Annotated in this window: 24 protein-coding genes, 1 tRNA gene and 1 pseudogene; 17 read left to right on the plus strand and 9 right to left on the minus strand. The window is 58.8% G+C overall.

Going from position 1 to position 25,725, the window contains the following annotated elements:
• Positions 1-5 precede the first annotated feature (5 nt).
• The 4 genes from ACP8KU_RS05390 (at position 6) to ACP8KU_RS05405 (ending at position 3,688) form a co-directional block, all read left to right on the plus strand.
• The gene (locus ACP8KU_RS05390; RefSeq protein ID WP_023017473.1) at positions 6-983 is read left to right on the plus strand and encodes a nucleoside hydrolase; all 978 of its coding nucleotides are present in this window, start codon (positions 6-8) and stop codon (positions 981-983) included.
• Positions 984-1,104: 121 nt separating this feature from the next.
• Positions 1,105-1,851, plus strand: coding sequence for an ECF transporter S component (locus ACP8KU_RS05395; RefSeq protein ID WP_005283022.1), 747 nt, complete (start codon positions 1,105-1,107; stop codon positions 1,849-1,851).
• Positions 1,851-2,543: an energy-coupling factor transporter transmembrane component T family protein gene (locus ACP8KU_RS05400; RefSeq protein ID WP_284901927.1), complete on the plus strand. Its 693-nt coding sequence runs from the start codon at positions 1,851-1,853 to the stop codon at positions 2,541-2,543. The genes ACP8KU_RS05395 and ACP8KU_RS05400 overlap by 1 nt, the downstream gene beginning before the upstream one ends.
• A complete protein-coding gene (locus ACP8KU_RS05405) occupies positions 2,534-3,688 on the plus strand; it encodes an ATP-binding cassette domain-containing protein (protein WP_237800835.1) in 1,155 nt (384 codons plus the stop codon). The genes ACP8KU_RS05400 and ACP8KU_RS05405 overlap by 10 nt, the downstream gene beginning before the upstream one ends.
• Before the next feature lie 205 nt (positions 3,689-3,893).
• Here the strand turns inward: ACP8KU_RS05405 and ACP8KU_RS05410 are convergent.
• The 3 genes and pseudogenes from ACP8KU_RS05410 to can all read right to left on the minus strand — a co-directional run.
• Positions 3,894-4,031, minus strand: a pseudogene (locus ACP8KU_RS05410) (IS110 family transposase); the annotation flags it as partial.
• 80 nt (positions 4,032-4,111) lie between these two features.
• Entirely contained in the window at positions 4,112-4,687 is a 576-nt protein-coding gene (locus ACP8KU_RS05415) for a TetR/AcrR family transcriptional regulator (protein WP_005279159.1), read from the minus strand.
• Positions 4,688-4,881: 194 nt separating this feature from the next.
• Positions 4,882-7,698: an aconitate hydratase gene (gene can, locus ACP8KU_RS05420; RefSeq protein ID WP_023017477.1), complete on the minus strand. Its 2,817-nt coding sequence runs from the start codon at positions 7,696-7,698 to the stop codon at positions 4,882-4,884.
• Positions 7,699-8,072: 374 nt separating this feature from the next.
• Here can and ACP8KU_RS05425 point away from each other — a divergent pair, with 374 nt between their 5' ends.
• The 3 genes from ACP8KU_RS05425 (at position 8,073) to ACP8KU_RS05435 (ending at position 12,687) form a co-directional block, all read left to right on the plus strand.
• Positions 8,073-8,546 (plus strand): Rv1476 family membrane protein, encoded by a 474-nt coding sequence (locus tag ACP8KU_RS05425; RefSeq protein ID WP_284901926.1) that lies wholly within the window; start codon positions 8,073-8,075, stop codon positions 8,544-8,546.
• Between the two features lie 1,679 nt (positions 8,547-10,225).
• Positions 10,226-11,581, plus strand: coding sequence for an NlpC/P60 family protein (locus tag ACP8KU_RS05430; protein WP_484484113.1), 1,356 nt, complete (start codon positions 10,226-10,228; stop codon positions 11,579-11,581).
• A 32-nt stretch (positions 11,582-11,613) separates the two neighbouring features.
• Entirely contained in the window at positions 11,614-12,687 is a 1,074-nt protein-coding gene (locus tag ACP8KU_RS05435; RefSeq protein WP_484484114.1) for a ferrochelatase, read from the plus strand.
• 19 nt (positions 12,688-12,706) lie between these two features.
• On the opposite strand, the gene ACP8KU_RS05440 is transcribed toward ACP8KU_RS05435, so the two are convergent.
• A complete protein-coding gene (locus ACP8KU_RS05440; RefSeq protein WP_484484115.1) occupies positions 12,707-13,480 on the minus strand; it encodes a hypothetical protein in 774 nt (257 codons plus the stop codon).
• 33 nt (positions 13,481-13,513) lie between these two features.
• Between ACP8KU_RS05440 and ACP8KU_RS05445 the strand changes: the two genes are divergently transcribed.
• A complete protein-coding gene (locus ACP8KU_RS05445) occupies positions 13,514-14,353 on the plus strand; it encodes a DUF3097 domain-containing protein (RefSeq protein WP_484484116.1) in 840 nt (279 codons plus the stop codon).
• Positions 14,354-14,379: 26 nt separating this feature from the next.
• Here ACP8KU_RS05445 and ACP8KU_RS05450 read toward each other — a convergent pair whose 3' ends face one another.
• From ACP8KU_RS05450 to ACP8KU_RS05460, 3 genes are all read right to left on the minus strand, one after another.
• The gene (locus ACP8KU_RS05450) at positions 14,380-14,952 is read right to left on the minus strand and encodes a hypothetical protein (RefSeq protein ID WP_005282991.1); all 573 of its coding nucleotides are present in this window, start codon (positions 14,950-14,952) and stop codon (positions 14,380-14,382) included.
• Positions 14,953-14,981: 29 nt separating this feature from the next.
• On the minus strand, positions 14,982-15,722 hold the full coding sequence (locus ACP8KU_RS05455) for a TVP38/TMEM64 family protein (protein ID WP_278724014.1): 741 nt from the start codon (positions 15,720-15,722) through the stop codon (positions 14,982-14,984).
• 102 nt (positions 15,723-15,824) lie between these two features.
• Positions 15,825-15,910, minus strand: a tRNA-Leu gene (locus tag ACP8KU_RS05460).
• A gap of 238 nt (positions 15,911-16,148) precedes the next feature.
• On the opposite strand from ACP8KU_RS05460, the gene ACP8KU_RS05465 reads away from it, so the two are divergent.
• Both ACP8KU_RS05465 and ACP8KU_RS05470 read left to right on the plus strand, forming a co-directional pair.
• Positions 16,149-16,688 carry a YbhB/YbcL family Raf kinase inhibitor-like protein gene (locus ACP8KU_RS05465; protein WP_023028824.1) on the plus strand — a complete coding sequence of 180 codons (540 nt, stop codon included), beginning with the start codon at positions 16,149-16,151 and terminating at the stop codon, positions 16,686-16,688.
• The gene (locus ACP8KU_RS05470) at positions 16,688-17,080 is read left to right on the plus strand and encodes a hypothetical protein (protein ID WP_284643262.1); all 393 of its coding nucleotides are present in this window, start codon (positions 16,688-16,690) and stop codon (positions 17,078-17,080) included. Before ACP8KU_RS05465 ends, ACP8KU_RS05470 begins: the two co-directional genes overlap by 1 nt.
• Positions 17,081-17,144: 64 nt before the next feature.
• On the opposite strand, the gene ACP8KU_RS05475 is transcribed toward ACP8KU_RS05470, so the two are convergent.
• Both ACP8KU_RS05475 and ACP8KU_RS05480 read right to left on the minus strand, forming a co-directional pair.
• A complete protein-coding gene (locus tag ACP8KU_RS05475) occupies positions 17,145-18,260 on the minus strand; it encodes a quinone-dependent dihydroorotate dehydrogenase (RefSeq protein WP_337886842.1) in 1,116 nt (371 codons plus the stop codon).
• A gap of 3 nt (positions 18,261-18,263) precedes the next feature.
• On the minus strand, positions 18,264-19,316 hold the full coding sequence (locus ACP8KU_RS05480; RefSeq protein ID WP_337886841.1) for an NHL repeat-containing protein: 1,053 nt from the start codon (positions 19,314-19,316) through the stop codon (positions 18,264-18,266).
• Between the two features lie 66 nt (positions 19,317-19,382).
• On the opposite strand from ACP8KU_RS05480, the gene ACP8KU_RS05485 reads away from it, so the two are divergent.
• The 7 genes from ACP8KU_RS05485 (at position 19,383) to aspA (ending at position 25,628) form a co-directional block, all read left to right on the plus strand.
• Positions 19,383-20,237, plus strand: a complete 855-nt coding sequence (locus ACP8KU_RS05485) for an undecaprenyl-diphosphate phosphatase (protein WP_005279182.1) — start codon at positions 19,383-19,385, stop codon at positions 20,235-20,237.
• Between the two features lie 33 nt (positions 20,238-20,270).
• On the plus strand, positions 20,271-21,509 hold the full coding sequence (gene mshC, locus ACP8KU_RS05490; RefSeq protein ID WP_484484117.1) for a cysteine--1-D-myo-inosityl 2-amino-2-deoxy-alpha-D-glucopyranoside ligase: 1,239 nt from the start codon (positions 20,271-20,273) through the stop codon (positions 21,507-21,509).
• A 24-nt stretch (positions 21,510-21,533) separates the two neighbouring features.
• A complete protein-coding gene (locus ACP8KU_RS05495) occupies positions 21,534-21,917 on the plus strand; it encodes a hypothetical protein (protein WP_005279186.1) in 384 nt (127 codons plus the stop codon).
• Positions 21,918-22,039: 122 nt separating this feature from the next.
• The gene (locus ACP8KU_RS05500; protein ID WP_484484118.1) at positions 22,040-22,762 is read left to right on the plus strand and encodes an HAD family hydrolase; all 723 of its coding nucleotides are present in this window, start codon (positions 22,040-22,042) and stop codon (positions 22,760-22,762) included.
• A gap of 43 nt (positions 22,763-22,805) precedes the next feature.
• Entirely contained in the window at positions 22,806-23,069 is a 264-nt protein-coding gene (locus ACP8KU_RS05505; protein ID WP_284643266.1) for a phosphoribosyl-ATP diphosphatase, read from the plus strand.
• Between the two features lie 42 nt (positions 23,070-23,111).
• Positions 23,112-23,957 carry an ATP phosphoribosyltransferase gene (gene hisG / locus ACP8KU_RS05510; RefSeq protein WP_005279189.1) on the plus strand — a complete coding sequence of 282 codons (846 nt, stop codon included), beginning with the start codon at positions 23,112-23,114 and terminating at the stop codon, positions 23,955-23,957.
• A gap of 111 nt (positions 23,958-24,068) precedes the next feature.
• The gene (gene aspA, locus ACP8KU_RS05515) at positions 24,069-25,628 is read left to right on the plus strand and encodes an aspartate ammonia-lyase (RefSeq protein WP_484484119.1); all 1,560 of its coding nucleotides are present in this window, start codon (positions 24,069-24,071) and stop codon (positions 25,626-25,628) included.
• The last annotated feature ends 97 nt before the right edge of the window (positions 25,629-25,725 follow it).

A 25,725-nucleotide genomic window follows, 5' to 3' on the forward strand; every position in this document is an offset into this window, starting at 1 on the left:
TAGCTATGAGTCTCTCGCGCCCAGCCGTCCTGCTCGACTGCGATCCAGGCATTGATGACTGCCTCGCCCTGATGTACCTGGCGGGGCTGCATCACGCAGGCGAGATCGAGTTGGTGGGCGTGAGTACCACTGCTGGTAACGTCGCGGTCCAGCAGACAGCCGCCAATGCACGGTGGATTTTGGATCTTTGTGGATTACCGGAGGTCCCCGTCGCCCCAGGGCGGTCGGCCCCGCTCGAAGTAGAGCTGACCACGACACCTGAAACCCACGGTGCGTCCGGCTTGGGTTATCTTTCCGCGCCCGATCACGATTTCGGCGATATGCAGTGGCTGGAGTTGTGGTCTACCGCCATTGCCCGCAACCCAGGTCTGCACCTCATCATTACTGGGCCGGTAACTAATTTGGCGGACTTCGAGCGGGAGCACGGCGATGCCGTCGCGCGGTGCGGCTCGATTACCATCATGGGCGGTGCCGTTAATTACCGCGGTAATACGACGCCGACCGCGGAGTGGAATTTCTGGGTAGATCCCCACGCGGCAGCACGTCATTTTTCAGCCTCAGCAGAATTGGACAGTACGCTGTGCTCGCTCGAGGTCACCGAGCAATTTCTCATCACTCCAGAGCGCTTGGCAGAAATTCAAGGGCTTCTTGGTACACACCCAATGGCGGAAAAGCTGCCGGAGCTACTGCGGTTCTACTTCGAATTCCATCAAGCGCAAGAAGAAGGCTACCAAGCCCAGATCCATGACCTGCTGACCTGCATCATCGCGCTAAAGAAGGTGCCGTTCGAGGCGGTAGAAACGACTATTGACGTGGAAGCGGACTCTGCGCTGATGCGCGGGACCAGCGTCGCAGACCTCCGCAATCACTGGCGCCGGCCGGCTAATGCCTCGCTGGTGACCAGCGCGGATATTCCAGCCGCCCACCGTGAATTCGATAGGGCGTTGCGCGCATTGAGCGCGCGTGTTGCTCTAGGCGAATAAATCTTTTACCCTAATCCGCAGCGCATACGCCACATTTTTCCTACGCTGAGGTGACATAGGCTGGAACTAAAAGCAGTGTGCCCCGATCTCTTTTACACATTGATGGATTAGGAATACCTCTATGCCTCAGCTTTCTCTTACCCCTGCCCGCCGGGGGATGGTCATCGCGGGCGCCGCGCTAGTCGTCGCCACGTGGATCTACTTGGTGCTTTTCCGCCCCACCGATTGGGAGTCCGTAGCGGGCTCTGCCGAAGCGTTGATCACCTTGGCCGGCTACCTCATTGGCGCAGCGCTGCTGCTTGCCGGCACCGTGCCATCCCTTCCAGCTCGTACCATCGCCATTATTCCCATCGCGTTGGTGCTCAACATCGTGGTGGGCCAAATCATCGGATCGAGCGGCATTCCGCTGTATATCGACTCCGTGGGAACCATCCTGGTGGCGGCACTGGCAGGCCCCATTGCCGGGCTTGCTACCGGTACGCTGTCTTCAGTGGTCTGGGGATTGCTCAACCCGATGGCGCTCCCATTCGCCGCGGTGTCCGCTGCTACCGGCTTCCTTTCCGGCTGGGCCATCCAAAAGGGCGCGTTTACCAAGATCTGGAAGGTCATCGTCAGCGGTGCCATCATCGGCATCATCTGCGGCATGCTCGCCGCACCCGTGGCCGCATTCGTCTACGGCGGTACGGCTGGTGTCGGTACCGGCGCGCTCACGTCCCTCTTCCGCGAACTCGGCAACTCCTTGATTGCGTCCGTGACGATGCAATCACTTATCTCTGACCCATTGGATAAGGCCGTTGTCTTCCTCATCGTGTGGGCTGCCGTGAAATCCTTGCCTAAGCGCACCCGGGAATCCTTGCAGCCTCGCTAATGTATCGCCTTCACCCGTCGACGGTCCTCACCATTGCTGCGTGCGGTTGGCTACTTATCCTCGCTCTCAATACCCCACTAGCCTCTGCAGTGGTAGCTGGCGCAATGCTTGCCTACGGCGTGTGGGCCACGAGATCCCTTGCGATCGTCTTGGCCTCTGCAGCGCTATGTGTTCCGGTGGCCTTATCGATGTTGGTGATCCACGCCCCCTATGGCGATAACCAACTGATTCCGCTTATTACAAGCGATGGCCTGCTCATCGCCGCCACACTAGCCCTGCGCTTTTTCGCACTCATGGTGTGCTTCATCGTGGCGATGTCCGTACTGCGAATCTCCGATATTGCGAAATGGCTACAAGTCTCGCGCGCGGGGCACAAAATCGCCTACATCGTTGGTGCATCATTGCAGTCCTTACCGCAAGGTGCGCAAGCCTGGCAGACCGTCCGCGATGCCAACCAGCTGGCGGGAATCAAGGTGACGTGGCGCAATACCATTTCCCGGGTGGTCATCCCAGTAATTTCGCGCCTCCTGATCCAAGGCACCGAGCGCGGCCACGCCCTTGCCGCCGTGGGCTTTGATGAAGAGGGGACCAGGACCCTTTTGCGGCCGGTGCCGGATTCAGCAGTGTCCCGCGTGCTGCGCTACATCATTCCCATTGGAACCATAGGAGTCATGGTCTTTGTATGGATATAGACGATATTCAGCCGAGTAAGGGACGCATCGTCCAAGTACTTGTTCCTTCGGATGCCATCGCCGAAAACGTGGCGCAAGAGCTGGGCGAAAAATTCTCATCATCCGCCATCATTGGTACTGACTCTTCCGCGCAGATGAGCTACCTGCGCGATACCTGCATCGAAGAAGTGGTCCTAGGATTAGAAAACCAGGGTGAGGACCCAGCCCGCATGCAGGTACGCGGAGAGGAAATGCTCGCGGCGGTGGGCCTAAGCGATTACGCGGAGAAGAATCCCACCCAGCTTTCTGGCGGTCAGACGCGGAGGCTCGCTGCTGCGTGCGTTGCGATCCGCGAACCCGAGGTGCTCATTACGTGCGAGCCGAGCGCGGGGCTTGACCCCACATCGTCGGCGATGATGGTGCAGCTATTGCATTCGCTGAGCAATACCTGCGTTCTTGCCGTGTCATCCATGCACTGGCCCGAATTGGGCGGGGAGGTCGTAGGAGAGATCCCACAACCTGCCCCTATACACCTGCAGTCGATCCCGGCTTATGGGGCGCAAGAGTACCTCGGGCCGCTTACTGCGCGCCGCGGACAAGAAAAGAAGCGCTGGTGGCAATCGGCGAAGCCTTCCGGCACTACCTTTAGCGTCGGACCGGTAACCATCCCCATTCGCGGCGGGGGCGTGACCTGGTTGCGCGGGGCAAACGGAACCGGAAAAACGTCGCTCCTGCGCGCCGCCGCCGGCCTTGATGGGGCACAGCGCCCAGCAGAGCCTCTGGGATTGGTCCTACAATCTCCTTATGACCAGGTAATATTTTCCACTTTGGGGGATTTTGTTCCCGATATCGCGTTACGGCAGCTGCTGGAACTTGATGCCGATGAGCACCCATTGGATCTATCCGCTTCCCGGCTAAGGCTGGCCCAAACGGCACATGTGGTGGGGATGGGCCACGCCATCTTGCTCATGGATGAGCCGGATAGCTTGCTGTCCCTAACGGATCGAGCGCTGATGCATCAACTGATTCATAAGACGCTGGACTCAGGAACGGCAATCGTCCTTACGTGCCACGATCCAGGGTTCGTTGCAGAGATAGCGCAGTATGTCAGCGTCCAGGAAGTGGAGCTTTCCACTGCCGGCGGCTTGGCAGAGGGCACCGACTAACCAAGTCTGTGTTCAGCTGGCGCCTTCTCCTCCCAGTGAGAAAAGCGGAGTGACGAAAGCAGGGGTATTCCTATATAGTTTGTCAGTCTCGCGGATGGGGTTGACGGGGGTGGATCCTCAACTCGGGATTTTTAGGTGTGTTGTTTTGCACGCGACTGGTAGCCGACTGGGATTTTTCCCAGTCGGCTTGTTTCGTTGTTAGGGGTTAGGCTGCTGCGGCTTCCTTTGCTGGGGCGGGGTCGCGGTAATACTCGTGGTTGCGCATCATGGCGTAGAGGACGTTGATTCGTCTGCGGGCGAGTGCTACGACTGCGGCGTTGTGACGCTTGCCTTCCTTGCGCTTTCGTTCAAAGAATTGCGGGCCTAACCCCCGACGTGTCCACTTTCCGGGGTCAGGCCCCAAGAGCAACGTAATGGGCTCGGTTAGCGCTGTGGAGACCTAGAACTCCGAATGGATTGCTCCACCAGATCGAGGACACGCTCTAGGCCATCCGTATCCCCTAAGGCGAGCCTATTAATGAACCCATCCATGAAGGTTTCCAAATAGCACACCAGGGTATCTATATCGACATCGTCTCGCAGACGGCCTTGTTCCGCGTTGGAAGCGAGGCGGGCGCGGATAGCCTCGTCACGAATGGACTGGTGTTCTTTCCACCGAGCAGCAAACGATGGGTCCGTGCGCAAGAGGGAAGTGATCTCCAGACGCGTGGCAAGCCAATCGTGGCGTTCTGGGTGACGCAACATCTCCCGCATAACCTCGACGAGGCCGTTATTGGCCACTACTTCTGCCTGGCGTGCGGCATCCTCGCGGGCTAAAGAGAGGAATAAGGACTCCTTGTCCCCAAAGTGGTGGAATATGGCGCCGCGTGATTTCCCCGTGGCTTGTTCTAAGAGGCGGACAGTCGCGCCCTCATAGCCATGTTCGGCAAAGCACCGGCGAGCTCCGACGAGAATTTCGTGCCTGCGCCGATTTAACTCAGATTCACTCACGATTGGCATGGTGAGGTCGTCTCCTTTTAGGAATGTTTAATGCTTCAAGTTAAGTATGTTCTAAAACGAACATAGAACGACAACGAAGAAACGCGGGGCCGCAGAGCCCTCTACGGGAGAGAGCGGTGCGACCCCGCGTCTTCAAGCTCAGCGACGAGTACTAAGCCCAAGGGACTTAGTACTTTGTCGTCGCATCAAATGGCTTAGTTCTTCACCATCTGGCGCAGCACGTACTGCAGGATGCCGCCGTGGCGGAAGTACTCTGCCTCACCCGGGGTGTCGATACGTACGTTAGCGTCGAACTCGACGGCGTCGTCGGAGTCCTGCTTGGTAGCGGTGACGTGAACAGTCTTCGGGATGGAGCCGTCGTTGAATCCGGTGATGCCTTCGATGTCGAAGGTCTCCGTGCCGTCCAGACCCAGGGACTCGTGGGACTCGCCCTCAGGGAACTGCAGCGGGATAACGCCCATACCGATGAGGTTCGAGCGGTGGATGCGCTCGAAAGACTCGGTAATAACTGCCTTAACGCCCAGAAGGTTGGTGCCCTTTGCAGCCCAGTCACGGGAAGAACCGGTGCCGTATTCCTTACCAGCGATAACGACCAGTGGGATACCGGCTTCCTTGTAGTTCTCGCATGCATCGTAGATGTATGCCTGAGGTGCGCCCTCTTGGGTGAAGTCGCGGGTGTAACCACCGGTCTCATCCACCAGCTGGTTAGCCAGGCGGATGTTGGCGAAGGTACCGCGCATCATGACCTCGTGGTTACCGCGGCGGGAACCCAAGGAGTTGTAGTCAGAGCGGGACACGCCGTTCTCATCCAAGTACTGCGCGGCCGGGGTGCCCGGCTTGATGGCAGAAGCAGGGGAGATGTGGTCGGTGGTGACGGAATCGCCCAGCTTCGCAAGAACGCGAGCGCCCTTGATGTCCTCAACTGGGTCCGGTTCGGTCGGCATGCCCTCGAAGTACGGAGCCTTGCGGATGTAGGTGGAGTCCTCATCCCACTCGAAGGTCTCGCCCTCTGGAACATCCAAGTTGCGCCATGCGTCGTCGCCCTTGAAGACGTCGGCGTAGTCGGCCTCGTACATCTCGCGGGAGATGGCGGACTGGATGGTGTCCTCGATCTCCTGCGGGGTTGGCCAGATGTCCTTCAGGAAGACATCGTTGCCGTCTTCGTCCTGACCCAGCGGCTGGTTGTCGAAGTCGAAGTCCATGGTGCCGGCGATAGCGTAGGCGATAACCATGATTGGGGATGCCAAGTAGTTCATCTTGACGTCCGGGGAGATACGACCCTCGAAGTTGCGGTTACCGGACAGAACTGCGGTAGCTGCCAAGTCGTTCTCGTTGATAGCTGCAGAAACTTCCTCTGGCAGCGGGCCGGAGTTACCAATGCAGGTGGTGCAGCCGAAGCCGGACAGGTAGAAGCCCATAGCCTCGAGGTCCTTCCAGAGGTCTGCACGCTGGAAGTAGCCATCGACAACCTGGGAACCAGGTGCACAAATGGTCTTGACCCATGGCTTGGAGCGCAGGCCCTTTTCAGCGGCCTTACGTGCAATCAAACCTGCACCCACCATGACGGATGGGTTGGAGGTGTTGGTGCACGAGGTGATGGAGGCAATGGCCACCATGCCGTGGTCAAGGGTGTACTCACCGCCGTTGTCAGGTTCAACGGTGATCGGGTTGGAGTGACGTCCCTTAGCGCCAACCGCGGCGGATTCGCCGTGGCCCTCGCGAGACTTGTTCAAGCCACCGGTGACATCATCGTCGCCAGGCGCGCCGCCTTCACCGGACATGCGCTTAGCCTCAACGGAGGAGTCGTCGACGCATACTTCGTCGGTGGTGTAGTTGGACAGATCCTTACGGAACTGCTCCTTGGCCTCCGAAAGAAGGATGCGGTCCTGCGGGCGCTTCGGGCCGGCGATGGACGGCTCAACGGTGGACAGGTCGAGCTCGATGTACTCGGAGTACTCCGGCTCCGGAGTGTCCTCTGCCAGCCACATGCCCTGGGCCTTGGCGTACTGCTCCACGCGGTCGATCTGCTCTTGCGGGCGACCGGTGAGCTCGAGGTACTTGGTGGTCTCTTCGTCGATGGGGAAGATGGCCGCGGTGGAACCGAATTCAGGCGACATGTTGCCGATGGTGGCGCGGTTAGCCAGCGGGACGGACTTAACGCCGTTGCCATAGAACTCTACGAACTTCTGGACAACGCCGTGCTCACGCAGCATCTCCGTAATGGTCAAGACGACGTCGGTTGCGGTAACGCCGGTCGGGATTTCGCCGGTCAGCTTGAAGCCGACGACCTTCGGGATGAGCATAGATACCGGCTGGCCGAGCATGGCAGCCTCTGCCTCGATGCCGCCAACGCCCCAACCCAGGATGCCCAGGCCGTTTTCCATGGTGGTGTGGGAATCGGTACCGATACAGGTATCCGGGTATGCAAGGCCCTCGTTGTCAAAGACAACGCGGGACAGGTACTCGATGTTGACCTGGTGGACAATACCGGTTCCCGGAGGAACAACGCGGAAGTTGGAGAAGTTCTCAGCACCCCAACGCAGGAACTGGTAGCGCTCTTCGTTGCGCTGGTACTCGATTTCGACGTTCTTCTCAAGAGCGTCGGTGGAACCAAAGGCCTCAACGATAACGGAGTGGTCAATAACCATCTCGGCAGGGTTCAGCGGGTTCACCTGGTCTGGCGTGCCGCCAAGAGCGGACACGGCCTCACGCATGGTTGCGAGGTCGACGACACAGGGAACGCCGGTGAAGTCCTGCATGAGGACGCGGGCCGGGGTGAACTGGATTTCAGTATCCGGCTCGGACTTTGGGTCCCAATTGGCAAGGGCCTTGATGTGGTCCTCGTTTACATTCTTGCCATCCTCATTGCGCAGCAGGTTTTCTGCCAGCACCTTGAGGGAGTACGGCAACTTCTCCATGCCAGGAACCGTGTTGATGTCGAAGTAGTCGTAAGACTTACCGTTGACATCAAGGGTCTTCTTGGCGTCGAAGGAGTTCAAGCTTTCAGTCACAGGGAGCTCCATTCCTTGTTGATAAACAGTTTGTTCTGTTTTGTACTCGCCGCCTACTGGGGTTGCGGGATAAGCAAAAGGCGTGTGACCACATAGTGATCGAAACGAAGCCATGGGGCCCGCAGTGCCAAAGACGGCAAAGAACGCGATGGTTCACCTATTTATTGTAGAGGTAAAAACCTTCCGTTGCTCTCATTGTAACGGGACAAGCGTTCTGTTTAAAACATTTCCTTGCACTCGGCGCGTTAACCGTGTGTGCGATGGCAGTAACCTTTATCTTTAACGAAGAAAGGCCCAGGCACAAGCGCAGTGCATAACCCCCGATCTCGGGTGCACAAGCCCCCGTAATAGGGAAGAAGAGGGAAGGGGATTGAATGGTTCCAGATGAAGTGGACGTTCCACAGTTGGCCCAGCAGCTCAAGGAGGATGGCGTTGCTTATTCCGCGCCCTCATTGGAATCGGACGCTCAGCTGAATGCGGACGTCGCCAAGCAGCTGCGCGAGGGTGACGGGCTTGCCGTCGTCGACGTTTCTGTCTCCAAGGCTGCGGACGTGCGCGATATTGCACAAGAGCTTTATGACGCTACGGATCTGCAGACCGTCATCGTGCAGACCCCACGCCATGTTTCCTCGGTCAGCGAGAACTATAGCCGCGCGGATATTGAATCCACCCAAGCTCAGTTAACGCCGGGGCTCAATCAGGTCGATCTCCTAGAGCGGTACTACGCGGGGCTTGAGCACAGCAGCTTTCCGATGATCGCGATCGTCGCCGCCGTCTTAATTCTCGCCCTAGTTTTTGGCGGCCTAAGTTACCGGCGCGCCTCCCAGCATCGCGAGACGCGAGGGTAAGTAGCACCCCTCAGGGGAGGCAGGAGTAGGAAGAAAAGCGGCCTTAAAACTAGCCAGCTTCCGAATACGTTTGTTCGAAAAAATAGTGGACATTTTCCGTTCTTTGAGCCTCTAGTGCGGCCCAAAATCTTCCGCCGATGCGGGCCCGAAGCTTCAAGGGTGAGTGAGTTCCCGTGGCCCGTCGCACCGAAAGGCGTGGAGAAGCCGCACCGAGATTTATGGAAAATGATCGTCAAGCGGCGGCGTCGTAGTTGGGGCATCTATAGGCCTCCGCCGGGTGGCACCGGGCGCCCGCGAATGAAGAAAACTCCACACGCCTAAAGGAGGCCAGGGGGGCGGGGGAGGGGTCGAAGTAAAGGCTTAGTGGTTGACTTCGGCCGGGGGAGTGGTTCTCGGGCGGTGAATCGGCCCTGATTTTGGCCACACCTATGGCTGGAGGGTCGTGAAATCTAGAACTTGAAGTGATGAACATCACAATAACGGGATGGTAACAAAATCATTGCAGGTTAGGTACGCCTGTTGTGTCATGTGGTTTAACTTGACTCCACGTAATTAAGTGGAATGTGTGCGAAAAGGGCGTGTCGTGACGTATGGTTCGAGTGTCGACTCAAGGGACATGAATATCTTCTTGAGTTCATGGGCTTAGCCTTGACGGTCAATTGAAGATTCACACGGGTATGTGGGGAAGCACGCCTCGCGGGAATCGAGGAATTGGCGGTACTTGGAAGTCAATGAACCAGAGGGACCTCTCGAACGGGAGGGTAGAAAAACTTTTCACTTGAGCGATGACAATGTTCGAAAAAATAAACATCAACCCACCTTCCTTAAAAGTGGTGAGACGAGTTCGCTAGAGCTCCATCGTGTGGGTATGCGGATGTGGTTCTCCCTGAACCCTTCAACGTTGGACTCCCGGTGAAGTGGGACCCGGTCGCAAGGTTCGCGGAGGAGCGCAGTCGGGTACGCGCAGAATGAGAGAAAGAGGGAACCGAAATCACACTAGGGCCAGCATCGTGTGGCCTGTTCATGGTTTGTGGCCGCTTGCCCTCGCAGGGATGAGCTCAGATTTGGAGCTGTACTTTCACTGCGCCGCGGCGAGTTGAGCCAAGGATCATAGGGCAGTTCTCACTATGCCTAGCGCAGCGTGCGAGGGGGCCTGGACTCTGTCAGCTACCCAAACTCACCGCACGCCATAAGCGAAGCTCGATGAAGATGCGCCAATCCCGGATCTCCCGGATTGGCACTGCGATGGGAGCATAGATGCTTCCCGCAAGGCTAGGGCGCTCACGCTCACAATAAACCGCGTAGGAAACGTAGGAGAAGTGCACCATATACATCGCTGGTATGGGGAAATAGTAGCGAGTGATGGGCATTGAGCCGTGAGGCAGCACAGTTAAGCATCAGTGCATCGGGCTTTAGACATGCGCACTCCCTAAGTGAAGTCTCTAGATTTTCGGGCACATGTTCCGTTTACCTCCTGGAGCCGAGTGCTGCCAGGGCGATGACGCCTACCCATAATCCTCCGGGTAGGTAGCAATTGGATGTGGAATATTCCACTAAAGACTCTGGGCTTGCTGCTGTGCGAAATGCGCAAGCTAAGGGTCTCGGGCATTCCTATGTCCATTTACGGCTCATTGTGTCCCAGTCTTAAAAAGGAAGGTGGTCCAACAAGGAGAATTCCAGTGGCCACCATTCGTTTACCGCGCATTCGACACGTTCGCGCAATCATTGCTGCAGTCGCAGGTACCGCAGCGCTAGCACCCCTGACCGCCGTCGCTCCCGCGGGAGCAGAAGAATACCCCGATCCCGCCCAGGCCGATGCCGATGCCTCCATCGCCCGCGCTGTATCCAATGTTGATGCTCAGCAGCGGGAAGTAGATCAGCTACGGCAGCTGCTCGACCAGGCAGAGGAACAAGCAGCGGCCGCGACGGATCGCATCGCCGAGCTTTCGGCCGATCCTGAGGTTGCAGACGATGCGACAGAGCTTGACCAGGCGTATGCCGAGAAGCGCGCAGCTGAGTCGGCATTGGTCGAGCACCGCCGCAACTTGGCCCAGCGGGAAGCGCAAATGAATGCCACGCGCAACTTCGCCGAGGCCTCCTTTGCTCACCAGCAGCAGTCACGGGAAGTGACCCACCAGGGTGACCTTCCAAGTGCGCAAAATCAAGATAATAACCTTGATTTTAAGGTAGATGCGGATGCGCTTGCCGATGATCCCGTCAAGACCCAAGACTTGAATAGCGACAAGGGTGAAGGCTTTACCGACGAAATCGTTCCGGATGAATCTCCACTACCTGAGGCGGCCAACGATGGCGCCGCTGTAGAGGGGCAGGCTCACTTGACTACCCCGAAGGCAGAGTTCGGCACCGCGCTTAACCAGGGGGCAACCCCGTCTTATAATACGGTGGACTACGGCACCGGATCCTCGGCATCGGACGTTATGGATATTGCCGGCGAGCTCGCCGCAGCCGTCGATCAGGACGATGTGCGGGCGCTGATGGCGGGTTCTGCGGACCTGTTGGGGATTGGCAGCCCGGATACGGCGCCATCGGCAATCACTGATCCTTCCGCCTTCGGTCAGGGATCGGGAACCCCATCCAGCGCTGCCCCGGGCAACAGCAGCCAGATTGAGGCGGTCATCGCTCGCGCAGAATCTGTGATCGGAACCCCATACGTGTGGGGCGGTGGCGACAATAATGGCCCCACCGGTGGCCTCCGGGACGGCGGCATTGCCGATAGCTTTGGCGACTACGCCCGAACCGGCTTTGATTGCTCTGGATTGACTAAGTACGCGTTCGCCGCGGCCGGCCTAGACCTTCCACACTATTCTGGTGCGCAGTACCAAATGGGCAATAAGGTCTCGCGCGATAACATGCAACGCGGTGACCTCATCTTCTACGGTGCCGGCGGCAGCCAGCACGTGGCAATCTACTTGGGCAATGACCAAATGATTGAAGCCCCGCAGTCTGGGCAGAACGTACAGGTCTCCCCTGTGCGCTGGGCTGGTGCGACCCCGGATGTCGTGCGCCTTCTCTAATTCTTAGCCTTGTGGTTGCTACTATTTAGGGCATGACTGACGCACAGCATCCTGCCCAAAAATTCGACGCCCTCCTCGTTCTTTCTTTCGGTGGCCCGGAAGGAAACGAGGAGGTCGTTCCGTTTTTAGAGAACGTTACGCGGGGGAGAGGCATTCCGCGCGAGCGCTTAGAAGTAGTGGGCAAGCACTATTACCACTTTGATGGGGTAAGCCCGATCAACGGGTTGAATCGGGAAATTATCCATAACGTCGAAGGCGAGCTGAAAAAACGCGGACATAATCTACCGGTTTATTTCGGCAACCGAAACTGGCACCCCTTTGGTACGGCTACCGCAGAGAAAATGGCGGAAGAGGGGATCCGCAACGTGGCCGTCTTTGCCACCTCGGCTTGGGGCGGTTACTCCGCGTGCCGGCAATACGATGAGGACATTGCGGCGATGCGCCAGCACCTTGCAGATAAGGGGCTGCCAGAAATCGAGTTCACCAAGATTCGGCAATTTTATGATCACCCCAAGTTCATCGCGGAGATGGTCGATGCCGTCGCCGAGGCCTGGCAGCGTATCCCCGCCGAGAAGATGGACAGCGCGCGCATGCTGTTTACGGCGCACTCCGTGCCGAATGCACACGATAATGTCGGTGGCGCCGATGGAGACAAGAACCTCTACTCCCGGCAAGTAGCCGAAGCCTCCCGCTTGGTGGCTGAGCGCGCCGGAATCTCGGATTACGATTTGGTCTGGCAATCGCGCTCCGGCAATCCAAAGACGCCGTGGCTAGAACCTGACATCGTTGACCACACCACCGCAATCCATGACCGCGACGGGGTAGACGCCGTCGTGGTGTGCCCCATCGGTTTTATCTCCGATCACATGGAGGTCATCTGGGACTTGGATTCGGAGCTGCAAGCCGCCGCCGATGAAATGGGCGTACAGGTCGAACGCGCCCGTACCGCTGGCCCCTCCCAGCGTTTTGCCGGCATGATCGTGGATCTGGTGGAAGAACTCGAGCAGAGGCAACCGTGGGAGACCAGCGGGAATGTCACCGTCCAGGGGTGTACCACCAACGGCGCGCCCTGCGCTGCGGGCTGCTGCGATATCCGCGCCCACTAAGGGGCCGGCGAGCCCCGCTCTAGCGGGCGAATTCCGCTGCCGAATAAGCCACTCCCGTCATCCGCGCCTGCCGGATATGGCGCCACAGCCGGAGAAGCTCCGGGTCGAGGCTGTGATCGTTGATCCTATCCGTAACGGTTTCGATGATCGCGGCAACGCGATCCGCGCGCGCAAAGAGCTTCGCGGCCCGGGGCGGGGTGGCCGGTGGCAGGCCGGGCGTGTCATAAAAATCGCTCAGGGTCCCCACCGTGAGCCGGGGATTATTAAGAGCGGTGGACTGGTAGCCGCTGGCCGTAATGAGATCGGCGGATTCATCCGTTGCCTTAGTCAACAATGCGTCCGCCTTGCCGGGGCTTAGCCAGGCCGGTGAGGGCAGCGGTTGATCCTCGCGGATCACCTGCCATGCCGTGTGGGATCGGCGGGGATGGGGGATGAGAACGAGCGAGGCTTCCGGATCATTGGTGCGCACCACAATGGCGCCCGCTGAACTTTGCGCGGCCGCACGGGCAGACTCTGAGCCCGCAGGAAGCGTCGGCGCTTCACCCGGGCCAGATAAAATAAGCCGGAGGAGGGGCTCCCCGCCCGCGCCTGGCTGAGAGGTGAGCTCTTGTGTTTCGGCGCGCAGCAGGGCGAGCAAATCGATGAAGGGGGATTCATCGAAGCATTCGGGGCGCCCGCCCAGTTCCGTCAGGGCATCGAGCAGCTCATCTGTTGTCTCATGTCCCCACAACCACGCAGCGAGCCAGATGGCGGAGTTTTGGAGAGGGGACCACACTTCGGCGCGCATATCCATGGCGAGCAAGTGTAGTAGATAGACTATCGGGCCATGAGTTTAGATCCTTATGGCGGAGATATTTTTGCTGGGCACCGGCGCAGCAAGCCCACCCAGTATCCAGAAGTGCCGGCAGAGCCGGGCATGGTGGTAGAAGTGCGCGGTGATGATTTCGTGGGCGCCGTTTTAGGCGTAGATAAGACCGTCTTTGGTGAGGTCGTACGGCTAGAGGACCGCCACGGTGTCGAGCGAGTATTTAACCTCATTAAAGGCGGATTCTTAGTAGAAGGTCAGCCGGTGACGCTGACGAGGTACGTGCCCAAGCAAGCACCCTGCAAATCAAACTCGGGCTCTAGGCGTGTAGAAAACGTAGAGGCCAAGGTGGCAGCGCCATCGCGCATTTGGGTCGAAGGCGTCCACGATGCCGCCATCGTGGAAAAGGTGTGGGGGCACGATCTGCGCGTCGAAGGCGTGGTCGTGGAATACCTAGAAGGCTTGGACAACCTCGAAGAAAGGCTGGCCGAGTTTCAGCCTCGCCCTGGCCGCCGGGTCGGCGTGCTCGCGGACCACCTGGTCAAGGGGTCGAAAGAAACGCGAATGACCGAGTCTGTGGGGGAGCACGTTCTAGTCACCGGCCATCCCTTTGTCGATATTTGGGCGGCAGTAAAACCGCAACGGATAGGCCTGCAAGCATGGCCGGAGGTACCGCGCGGTGAAGATTGGAAGACCGGAATCTGCCGCCGCGTGGGATGGTCTGATCCCTCCGATGGGTGGCGCCACGTTTATAACGCGGTGCATTCGTTCCGGGATTTGGACTCGAGCCTTATCGGGGCGGTCGAGCGGCTGGTGGATTTTGTGACCACGCCGGAGCTGCACAAATCAGACCTTGTCTAAGCCGCCGCGGGCCGAGTTTTCTGGGCCTAGGCTAGATTGGCGCGTTCAATGAGGTTGACCGCCAATTGCCACCCGGCCATCTCGGCGCTCCAGCCCGCAGCCTGTAGCCTTTGGGACATCGCCTGTTTGGAAATGCCCAATTCTTCCGCGGCCTCATTTTGATTGAGCCCCGCCCGTACCAGCGAGGTTGCCTCGCGGCCCTCGATGGTGCGCTTATTCAGCACGTATCCAATGAGCGCGAAGGCGGCAGCGATATCGCTTGCCTCCGCGGAACGGCCGCGCTTATTGAGCTTGGTGTAGACCTGCCCCATGCGGGCGGAGTTTTTCAGCGCCGCGGTGGCCACGTGGCGCGCGCTGTCCTCGTCTGCCTGGTTGCCGGGGCTGATGCCGATGCCGATGGCCCAGTCGCCATCGGCAAGCAAGGCCATGACGACCTCACACACCGCGGTGGCGGAATCGACAACGGCGCAAATATCCTCCACGCCAAGGACGTGAAACTCGCCGACGCCCTCGAGGGTGGATAGCGCGGCGGCCGAGCGCTGCACGAGCTCAGCGCGGCGCACGGAACGCCCACGGTAGCGGGCATGGACAGCGAGCACGAGGATCCTCCTTTATCGCGAGCAGTTCGTTACAGTCTACCGCTTAACCTTGACTGGACGGGAGTCGGCAGGCGCGAATCGAGTACAAGCCCGCCGATGCCGGCGAGGGCAAAGACGATAAAGGCAGCGATGATCCCAGGGCTGGCCGTGCCCGTAAGCGCATCGCCGAAAAAGACGCCGATGACCGTAGTGGGAATCGAGCCGACAAACGTAGCGACCGTAAAGTGCGAAACGCTGATGGGGGTAAGCGCAGCGACGTAGTTGAGGAGGCTGAAGGGTACCCCCGCGACCATGCGCAGGGAAGCGATGGCCAGCCAACCGCGCCGATCCAAGTGGGCATTGATGGTATAAACCGCGGGGTGGGCAAGGTGCGGCCTGATCCATTCTCCGAGCAGGCTGCGCACAATCAGCAGCGATAATACGGCCGAGATGGTGAGCGCGAATAGCGAAATGGCAAGACCCTGCCAGGGGCCAAAAAGGATGCCTGCTGCAACCGTCCAGATGGTCCGAGGCAGGGGAAATTGCGTAAATATGACATAACCTAGCGTGAAGGTAACCGGAAACCACGCGCCAAGGCGGGTAGCGGCGGCCCGCATCTGGGAGAGATCGGGAATGTCGAGCCAGACAAAAAGCGCAACTCCAGCAAGCGTGAGCGCGATGATGAGTACCCAACGTTGCGGTGACCACGCGCGGACTGAGCCCCACGCAGAGTGGGCGAGTTGAACGCAGAAGCTACCAAAGCTGCGTATCCAATCCCGGAAAGTGGTCATGCGTTCGTATCGTAGTCGGCGCGGCCGTGCTTTTAGAAAAGAGCAGTACTTATAGAAAAATCTCGAGGCACCGTAGGAACGATGTCTCGAGACTTCACAGTGTGCCCGGAGGGGGACTTGAACCCCCACGTCCGTTAATAGGACACTAGCACCTCAAGCTAGCGCGTCTGCCATTCCGCCACCCGGGCAGGGTGTTTGCAACCTCTCGGTTGGGCACTTCGAAACTTTATCGTGTCCGTCCTTTGGAATACAAATCGCCAGGTAGACGCTCATAAACCGGACGATCGCAAGGCGGGTAAATACATCCTTGTAACTTGGGTGGCCGTAGCGACTAGGTAGGAGCACGGTAGGAAGGCGTCCGCAGAGTGGTGGGGTGAGTGGGAGGGGCATCGACAAGCGCGTGTGATCTGCGGTACAAAGGGGTACATGACTTCTTATGCAGATGACACTCGATTCCCCGGACCTGACCCGTACGCCCCGCTGCGCGATCTCCCCAGCTTTGGGCTGTCTTCTACCGACTTGGTAGAAGGCGATGAGATTCCAGAAAAGCACCGCGCGCCGGAAAGCGTGTCCCCACAGCTGGCATGGTCCGGACTGCCGGAGGGAACCAAGTCTTTAGCGGTTACCTGCTTTGACCCGGATGCACCGACCGCCTCCGGTTTCTGGCACTGGGCCGCCTTTAATATCCCCACTGATGTCTCCGAGCTGCCCACCAACGCCGGCGCGGCAGAGGACCTTGGCATCGACGGTGTTATCAGCCTGCGCAATGACTCCGGCAACCGCACCCACTTTGGTGCCAACCCGCCGGCCGGCCACGCTCCGCACCGCTACCTCTACGCAGTCCACGCCGTAGACATCGAAAAACTTGATATCGATCCGGATTCTTCCCCCACCGTCCTCGGCTTCAACTTGCACTTCCATGCACTGGGCCGGGCAATCCTCTGGGGTTGGTACGAGGCCAAATAATGGCGAGTTCCGCTTCTAAAGATCCCGTGACCCCACCCGCAGCGCTGCGGGTGGGCGGCGCTTTTTTGGTCGTCGCTTTTGTGTTGGTCCTGTTCGCCCTCATTTCCGTTTTTAGTGATGGGTGGGGCGCACCCTTTGTCTGGACCTACAGCAACCTCGCGATCATTATCGCGGCGGTGATGGTGGGTGCCTTCAGCACGATGAGCAAAGAGCATGCCGGAAGCCGCGCGCAGATCATCGCCCTAGCGGTGGCGGTGGCCTTGATTATTGCTAGCCGCTTTCTGCCGCAGCACGATCTCCTGATTCAACAGCAGTATTGGCTGCTCTTTTATGCCGGCATGTCCGCCATCTGTGCCTTAATTTTGCGGCGCAGCGTTATGGCGACCTCCTAAGCGGGCCTATAAATAAGCAATGCCACGTGTAGAAACACGTGGCATTGTGCTATCTAATGAGCTGCTAGTTTATTGCCTTCCACGGCAGGTTGGAGCCTACTACCTCAGAGATATTGCTTAGGCCATGGGCGCGAATCTGCTTGGCGATGCCCCTGTGAATGTCCCGAATCCAGTCCGGCCCGCCGTAAATGAGCCCGGTATAGCCCTGGAGGAGGCTGGCACCGGCGGCAATCCGCTCCCACGCCTGTTCCGGGGTGGAAATTCCACCAACGGAAATAAGGACAAGCTGCGAGCCAACGCGCGCGTGCAGGCGGCGGAGGACCTCTAAGGAGCGCTCGGCCACGGGTGGGCCGGAAATACCACCGGCGCCAAGGGCCTCTACGTCCGCGCGGGGAGTATTAAGGCCCTCGCGGGAGATGGTGGTATTGGTAGCGACGATGCCGGCGAGGCCTAGCTCCACGGCGAGATCGGCGACGGCATCGACATCGGCATCCGAAAGGTCCGGCGCGATTTTGACCATGACGGGGACATCGGTGGATTCTTGCACGGCGCGCAGGATGGGGCGCAGCGATTCGACCGCCTGCAGGTCCCGCAAGCCGGGAGTATTGGGGGAAGAGACATTGACCACCAGGTAGTCCGCCAGACCGCCTAACACGGAAGCGGAGCGGCGGTAATCATCCACGGCGCGTTCGGCTGGGGTGACCTTGGTTTTGCCGATATTAATCCCGATGACGTCGTTGTACCGGCGCTTGCGCAGATTCTCTGCCACGGCCGCCGCACCCTCATTATTAAAACCCATCCGGTTTAAGATGGCGGCATCTTGTTTGAGGCGGAAGAGGCGGGGAGTCGGGTTGCCCGGCTGCGCCTGCGCCGTGACGGTGCCCAGCTCGGCATAGCCGAAACCAAGCGGCGACCAGGCATCGGCGGCAGCGGCGTTTTTATCAAACCCAGCCGCCAGGCCAAGCGGGCGCGGGAAGGTGATCCCGCATACTTCCTGTGTCAAGACCGGATCGTTGACCGGCAGGACGCGGCCGAGCGCGCGATTGGCGGGACCTGCCGCGTGCAGGCTGTGCAGCCCAGAATTGATAATGCCGTGGATGCGCTCGGGGCTTAAGCGAAACATCCCGCGCAGCGCCAGCTGATAGGCGCCTTTGCGCAGCGAATCGAAGGTCGAAACCATGGATTAAGACTCCTTTGCCTTTGTCAGGTGTGGATCCGCCACGAACTGCAGCCCCTGGCCGGATGCGGAGGCAACCACGATGGTGCCATTGGAAAGAGCGGAAATATTTTGGGCATCGGCAAGCGTGGCAAAATCGCCGCGGGATTCGGGAACGCCCTTGTCAATGGAATAGGCGTGCGCGATGTTGTTATCGGTGGTGGTAACCCACGCGAGCTCGCGCGAGTCATCCCAGGCCACCGCCCAGGGGGTGCCGTCCACCACGCCGTATTGGTGCAGGCGGACGACGTCATCGGAGGTATAGACCGCGATCCGGCCGCCCTCGGTATCGGAGGCGAGCACGACGCCGTTGCTACCCACCGCAATTTGGCCGACACCCTGGCCAGCGCGCAACCGGCCGCCGGCGCGGTCATTGGGCCAATCGATATTTTGGATGGTGGAATCCGAACGCTGAATGCGCACAATCCCGTCATCGCCGTCCGCATTGGGAACGGCGAGCATCTGGTCCGAGCCGGCCTCGACGGAGATTTCGCCGTCCCGCGTGCCATCCTTGTACCGGCCCACCACAGCGGAGTCGCCGGCGGTGACAAAGACTTCGCCGGTGGAAAGTTGGGTCGCAGCGGTGACCTGGAAGTCTTCCTCCATCTTGATTTCTTCCGGTGACTCCGGCGCAGAAGGATCAATGAGTAGGACCTTATCCGGGCAAGCCAAGACGAATCCAGATTCGGAGGAGCTCAAATCGCCGCAGGTGGAATCGACATCGATGCTCTTGGCCTTCTTGGCGGCAAAGTCATCCTGGCTGCCAATGCGCACCTGGTCCGCGGTGCGAACGGCAATCGTATCTTTGACCGCGGCCAGATCCGTGATGTCTTCATCGAAATCGATGACCGTACCGGCAGGATCGGTGTCGCTCGGAGAAGCGGCTGGGGTGGCGTTGCCCTTCACTGCGGTTTCGGGATCACCGCCTACGCCCACGGTGGAATCGCAGGCGGCCAGCGCAGCAGTGGAGAGTGCTAGCAAGCTGGATAGTACGAGTGTGGAGCGGGATCGTGATTTCACGGATACTTATCCTAACAGCGCGCGTTGCGATTTCCCGAAGCCGTGCGCGGCGGTAGTGTATGGCGGGTGATTTCTGATACCGCGACCGAAGCAGTTTCTTGGGCACAAGTTATCGTTTTATCCATTGTGCAGGGGCTTACGGAGTTTCTCCCGGTAAGCTCCTCGGGGCACCTGCGCATTGTTTCCGAGCTCTTTTGGGGCAACGATGCCGGTGCTTCCTTTACAGCCGTCATCCAGCTCGGCACCGAGCTTGCCGTGCTGGTTTATTTCGCCCCGATGATCTGGCAAATCCTCTCCGGATGGCTGCGTGGGTGGACCAACCCCGCCTCGCGCGGACAGGACTGGCGCATGGGCTGGATGGTCATCGCCGGATCCATTCCCATCGGCGTTATCGGGTTGGTTTTTGAAGATGCCATCCGCGGTGCGCTGCGCAACCTGTGGATCACCGCCGCGATGCTGATCCTTTTCTCCTTCGTCTTCATCGCCGCAGAGCGCGTGGGCTCCAAAAAGCGCGGTTATGACGAGCTCACGATGAAGGATGCCATCATCATGGGCTTGTGCCAGTGCTTGGCGCTGATTCCTGGCGTTTCGCGTTCGGGCGGCACTATTTCCGGTGGTCTTTTCTTGGGCCTCGACCGCGAGGTGGCCACGCGCTTTAGCTTCCTCTTGGCCATTCCGGCGGTGCTGGCGTCGGGGCTTTTTTCGCTTCCCGATGCCTTCGCGCCAGAGGCCGGTCAAGCCGCGTCCGGTATGCAGCTGCTCGTCGGCACCGGCATTGCCTTTGCCTTGGGCTACGCGTCGATTGCCTGGTTGCTGAACTTCGTGGGCAACCACTCCTTTGCATGGTTTGCGGCCTACCGCATCCCAGTAGGCATCCTCGTGATGATTCTGCTGGCCTTGGGAGTCCTACAGCCCATTTAAAGCACCCCATAAGTTCGCGTTAGGATAGGTGCCATGCATTCTTGGCCAACACCTTCTTATAGTCGCGTCCCAGGCGATGCGGCGCAGCTCTATCTCTACGATTCCGCGAATCAAACCAAGGCCCCCGTGCAGGTAAAGGGGGATACCGCCACCATGTACGTGTGCGGCATTACCCCGTATGATTCGACCCACTTAGGCCACGCAGCCACCTATCTCACCTTCGATCTGATTTACCGGCAGTTCCTGGACGCTGGCAAGAAGGTCAATTACGCGCAAAATATCACCGACGTCGATGACCCACTCTTTGAGCGCGCGGAGCGCGACGGCGTTGATTGGCGCGAACTCGGCACCTCCCAGATCGACCTTTTCCGCTCCGATATGGAGCTTTTATCGGTCATCCCGCCGCAGCACTTTATCGGCGCCATGGAAGCGGTCGATGAGATCGTGGATATGGTGCAAAAGTTGCTGGATAACGGCGCCGCTTACGTAGTCGATGACCCTGAGTACCCGGATGTATATGCCTCCATCGATGCCACCGAGGAATTTGGCTACGAATCCAATTACTCGATGGAACAGATGCAGGAATTTTTTGCCGAGCGCGGCGGCGACCCCGACCGCCCAGGCAAGAAGCACCCCATGGACGCCCTGATTTGGCGCGCCCACCGCGAAGGCGAACCGGCGTGGAAGTCTCCCTTCGGTCCCGGCCGCCCCGGTTGGCACATCGAGTGCTCTGCCATCGCCACCAATTACTTGGGCAGCACCTTTGATATCCAAGGCGGCGGCAGCGATCTGAAGTTCCCGCACCACGAATTTTCCGCCGCGCATGCAGAGGCCGCATTGGGCGTAGACCGCATGGCGCAGTTCTATGTCCACACCGGAATGATCGGCCTCGACGGCGTGAAAATGTCTAAGTCCCTGGGCAACCTGGTCTTCGTCCACAAGCTCGTGGAACAGGGCGAGGACCCCTCCGCCATTCGCCTTGGCGTATTCTCCGGCCACTACCGCGCCGAGCGGGATTGGTCCGATGAGGTGCTCGACCAGGCCAAGGCCCGCCTGGCCACCTGGCGGACCGCCCTGGAGGCCCCTGGGTCCCTGTCTGCTGCGGAGGATGCGGTAGCGGGGCTTCGCCAAGCGCTTGCCGATGACCTCGATACCCCCACCGCCCTGCGCGCCATCGACGATTGGGCAGGCAGCGACCGGGGCGAAGACGAGGAAGGGGCTGCGCAGTTGGTGCGTACCGCACTTGATTCGCTGCTCGGCGTGCGGGCCTAGTCAACTTAGGGCAATATCGACAGCATGAGCATTCGCGCAGATTTCCAACCCACCGTTGATGAGTTCATTGCTGATCTGAAGTCCTTTGCCACCGGCGATTACCTCAAGGATGAGGAAAAAGAATTCTGGGAGGCGCCGTTTAACGCTGCGGTGCTCCCAGAGCTCAAGGGCCACCTCGAGCAGATGCTGGACGGGCTAGACGGGCTGCCGGATGATCCTGATGGCGGCCAGCTCGCCGCGGTGCTGAATAAGACCGTTAAAAAACTCGCCACCTTTAATCGCAAGCAACACGATGCCGTGGTGGAGCCGGAGGAAAAAGAAGAAATCGCCGAGCTTATGTATAACGCATCTGCGGCTACCGGCGCCGATGATGAGGCGCTGTCACAGATCCCAGAGTTGGACTTCTAAGCCTCTTTACGGCGCCAGCCCGCTGTGGGGTAGATTCCTAAGGTGAAGTTGATCGATCACCGCGCAGCGCGAATATCCTCGTTGAGCCTTAGTTCTATGCCGGAAAAGCCGGTGGAGTGTATATGACCACAGTGAGTAATTCCCAGCTTTTGTCCCGTCCCGCGGCGATTTTCTGGGACATGGACGGCACCTTAACCAACTCGGAGCCCCTGTGGGGCGAGGCGACGTACTACCTCTCAGAAGTGTTGGGAAAACGCCTTACCCCGAGTCAACGGATGGATACGGTGGGGGCTACTTTTACGACGACGTTGCGCATTTGCGCCGACAACGCTGGGGTCGTCTTGGGCGAAGGCGATGTCGAGGCCTACCGGCACAAGATGTTTGATCATATGAAGACTCTTTTTGCTGGCCGCCTCGAAATCTTTCCCGGCATTCCTGAGCTTTTAACTTCGCTGCACCACGACGGCATGCCGATGATGGTGACGACGAATACGGACCGCGACGTTGCGGACGCCGCCATTGCGGTCATCGGCAGCGAGTATTTCGTAGACACTATTTGCGGCGATGAAGTTCCCACCGGCAAGCCTGCCCCAGACATGTACTTGGAAGCGGCTCGGCGCCTGCAGCTTGATCCAACTCAGTGCCTCGTATTTGAGGATTCCCCGGCTGGTATGCGCGCTGCCGTGGCCGCGGGATGCACCGTTATCGGTCTGCCAGAAGATGAAGGAGTGGAAGTACCGGACGGGGTAGTAGAAATCTCTCGGCTGCGCGATTCGCGTCACCTCGCGGGCGCGCTCCACTCGGATGTCTACGAGTGGTTCCAGGCTATCCAGGAAATGAACTAAAACCCTTCGCATTGTCTGCTTACCTGTGGAACAATAGGTAGCCGTGAAGGATTTTGAGACACTTTTTGCTGAGCTACTACACAAAGCAGACCAGAAGCCTGAGGGCTCTGGGACCGTCCAGGCGCTGGAAGAAGGCGCCCATCATATTGGCAAAAAGATCATCGAAGAGGCAGGCGAGGTATGGATCGCGGCCGAATACCAGTCCGATGAGGAACTGGCGGAAGAAATGTCGCAGCTTATCTATTGGACGCAGGTCATGATGATCAGGCGCGGCCTGCGCCCTGAAGATATTTATAAATACCTATAACTTGTTGCCACCTGCGGTGGAGCAAAATTCCTGGAGAACAGCATGATCAAAATTGCAGTACCAAATAAAGGGTCCTTATCGGAGGCGGCTTTAGAAATCCTTGGTGAGGCCGGATACAAGGGGCGCGGCCACTCCAAAACCCTGAACGTGGTGGATCTGGATAACGGGGTGGAGTTCTTCTTCCTCCGCCCGAAGGACATCGCGATCTATGTTGCCCGCGGCGTGCTCGATCTAGGGATTACCGGGCGCGATTTGGCGCTCGATTCCAATGCCCAATTTAAAGAGGTCCTCTCGCTCGGCTTCGGCGACTCGACATTCCGCTACGCCGCACCCCAAGGAGAGGGGTGGGATATCTCTCACCTGGAGGGCAAGCGTGTGGCTACGTCGTACCCGAATTTGGTCCGACAGGACCTGGCGGAGAAAGGGATTTCCGCGGATGTCATCCGCCTAGACGGCGCGGTGGAAATCTCCATCCACTTGGGCGTGGCCGATGTCATTGCTGATGTCGTGTCAACTGGTACTACGCTGCGGCAACAGGGCTTGGCACCGTTTGGCGAGCCCATCGTGACCTCAGAAGCCGTGGTTATCAAACGCCACGATGCAGAGGTGACGCCGGAAGAGCAGGTTGTCTTGGGCCGCATCCAAGGAATTTTGCACGCCCGCACCTACCTCATGATCGACTACAACATCGCGGAAGAAAATCTGGACAAAGCAGCTGGTGTTACTCCGGGCCTGACTGGACCAACGGTCTCACCGTTGGCGCGGCAAGACTGGGTGGCGGTGCGTGCGATGGTTCCGCAGAAGGAAGCCAACCAGATTATGGATCGACTTTCCCAACTCGGTGCGGAGGCAATTTTGGCTTCCGATCTCCGCATTGCCCGCTTTTAGGGGGAGTATTAAATTCTTGGTCGTCCCAACTGGGGAGAAACGTGGCTACCATTGGCGCTTGAGAACATTTACTCGGACATCATTCTCGACAGGCAAAGGAGCCGCGCCATCATGGCAAAGTCGTCTAAGAAAGAAGAAAAAGACACTAAGTCTGCCGCAAAGGAAGGGCAGGAAAAGCAGGAGGATAAGACCACCCATTCTGCACAGAAAAAGGTAGCTGAGCAGAAGCAGCCAAAGACGTCGAGCAAAAACACTCGTACGGAGACCGACCTGATCGGTGACTTGGAAATTCCTGCTGATGCCTACTTTGGTGTCCACACCGTCCGCGCGATGGATAACTTCCAGATTTCCTACGTGACCATTAACACCATTCCGCACTTCATTCGCGGCATGGTGCAGGTCAAGAAGGCCGCCGCGATGGCCAACCGTCGCCTGCACGTGCTTCCAAAGAAGAAGGCAGAGGCCATCATCTGGGCTTGTGACCAGATCTTGGACGAAGGCCGCTGCATGGACCAGTTCCCGCTCGATGTATTCCAAGGCGGCGCCGGCACCTCGTTGAACATGAACACCAATGAGGTCGTTGCCAACCTCGCCCTTGAGCACTTGGGGGAGGAGAAGGGCTCCTACGACATCATCAACCCCAACGATGACGTCAACATGTCCCAGTCCACCAACGATGCGTACCCTACTGGCTTCCGTCTGGGCCTGTACGCTGCCATCGATGACCTCGTCGTGCGCATCGACAGCCTGCGTTCCGCATTCCAGGACAAGGGCAATGAGTTCCAAGACATCCTGAAGATGGGCCGCACCCAGCTACAGGATGCAGTCCCCATGACCTTGGGCGATGAATTCAAGGGCTTTGCCAATAACCTGAATGAGGAGCAGGCCGTTCTGCGCGACGCACAGAGCCGCTTGCTGCAGATCAACCTCGGCGCCACCGCCATCGGCACCGGCGTTAACACCCCAGCCGGCTACCGCCACCAGGTAACCGCCGCTCTGTCTGAAGTCACCGGCCTGGAGATGAAGACTGCAAGCGACCTGATCGAGGCCACCTCTGACTGCGGTGCCTACGTATTCTTGCACTCCGCCATCAAGCGCGCCGCCATGAAGCTGTCCAAGATCTGTAACGACCTGCGCCTGCTGTCCTCTGGTCCGCGCGCTGGCCTTGGCGAAATCAATCTGCCGGCCCGCCAGGCTGGTTCCTCCATCATGCCGGGTAAGGTCAACCCGGTTATCCCTGAGGTGGTCAACCAGACCTGCTTCAAGGTCTTCGGCAACGACCACGTCGTGACCATGGCCGCAGAGGCAGGTCAGCTGCAGCTCAACGTGATGGAGCCGGTCATCGGTGAGGCGCTGTTCCAGTCCATCCGCATTATGGGCAACGCGGTTGATGCGCTGCGCGAAAAGTGCGTCACCGGTATTACCGCTAACGCCGATGTGTGCCGCCACTACGTGGAGAACTCCATCGGTATCGTCACCTACCTGAACCCATTCATTGGCCACCACAACGGTGACGAGATTGCTAAGGAATCCCTCAAGACCGGCAAGGGCGTCAAGGAACTCGTCCTGGAGAAGGGCCTTCTTGATGAGGCAACGCTGAACAAGGTGCTGTCGGTAGAAAACCTCATGCACCCAGAATTCCGCGGCCAGCTTTTCTTGGACGAAAACTAAGTAAAGCCCGCGAGCCATAGCGCAACATTCCGCACACACCGTGCTCCCTCTTCCCGTGGAAATCGGGAGGGGAGTACTCCATGGTGTGTGCGGCCTC

The sequence above is a fragment of the Corynebacterium sp. LaCa_282 genome (genome assembly GCF_057198125.1).

Bases quoted from the DNA above. Each gene is read 5' to 3' on its own strand.
- ACP8KU_RS05465 (WP_023028824.1), top strand. From the start codon at position 16,149: ATGACTTCTTATGCAGATGACACTCGATTCCCCGGACCTGACCCGTAC.
- ACP8KU_RS05470 (WP_284643262.1), top strand. From the start codon at position 16,688: ATGGCGAGTTCCGCTTCTAAAGATCCCGTGACCCCACCCGCAGCGCTG.
- ACP8KU_RS05405 (WP_237800835.1), top strand. From the start codon at position 2,534: ATGGATATAGACGATATTCAGCCGAGTAAGGGACGCATCGTCCAAGTA.
- ACP8KU_RS05400 (WP_284901927.1), top strand. From the start codon at position 1,851: ATGTATCGCCTTCACCCGTCGACGGTCCTCACCATTGCTGCGTGCGGT.
- ACP8KU_RS05455 (WP_278724014.1), bottom strand. From the start codon at position 15,722: ATGACCACTTTCCGGGATTGGATACGCAGCTTTGGTAGCTTCTGCGTT.
- mshC (WP_484484117.1), top strand. From the start codon at position 20,271: ATGCATTCTTGGCCAACACCTTCTTATAGTCGCGTCCCAGGCGATGCG.
- ACP8KU_RS05435 (WP_484484114.1), top strand. From the start codon at position 11,614: ATGACTGACGCACAGCATCCTGCCCAAAAATTCGACGCCCTCCTCGTT.
- ACP8KU_RS05440 (WP_484484115.1), bottom strand. From the start codon at position 13,480: ATGGATATGCGCGCCGAAGTGTGGTCCCCTCTCCAAAACTCCGCCATC.
- ACP8KU_RS05495 (WP_005279186.1), top strand. From the start codon at position 21,534: ATGAGCATTCGCGCAGATTTCCAACCCACCGTTGATGAGTTCATTGCT.
- ACP8KU_RS05425 (WP_284901926.1), top strand. From the start codon at position 8,073: ATGGTTCCAGATGAAGTGGACGTTCCACAGTTGGCCCAGCAGCTCAAG.
- ACP8KU_RS05445 (WP_484484116.1), top strand. From the start codon at position 13,514: ATGAGTTTAGATCCTTATGGCGGAGATATTTTTGCTGGGCACCGGCGC.
- ACP8KU_RS05395 (WP_005283022.1), top strand. From the start codon at position 1,105: ATGCCTCAGCTTTCTCTTACCCCTGCCCGCCGGGGGATGGTCATCGCG.
- hisG (WP_005279189.1), top strand. From the start codon at position 23,112: ATGATCAAAATTGCAGTACCAAATAAAGGGTCCTTATCGGAGGCGGCT.
- ACP8KU_RS05390 (WP_023017473.1), top strand. From the start codon at position 6: ATGAGTCTCTCGCGCCCAGCCGTCCTGCTCGACTGCGATCCAGGCATT.
- ACP8KU_RS05475 (WP_337886842.1), bottom strand. From the start codon at position 18,260: ATGGTTTCGACCTTCGATTCGCTGCGCAAAGGCGCCTATCAGCTGGCG.
- ACP8KU_RS05415 (WP_005279159.1), bottom strand. From the start codon at position 4,687: ATGCCAATCGTGAGTGAATCTGAGTTAAATCGGCGCAGGCACGAAATT.
- ACP8KU_RS05500 (WP_484484118.1), top strand. From the start codon at position 22,040: ATGACCACAGTGAGTAATTCCCAGCTTTTGTCCCGTCCCGCGGCGATT.
- aspA (WP_484484119.1), top strand. From the start codon at position 24,069: ATGGCAAAGTCGTCTAAGAAAGAAGAAAAAGACACTAAGTCTGCCGCA.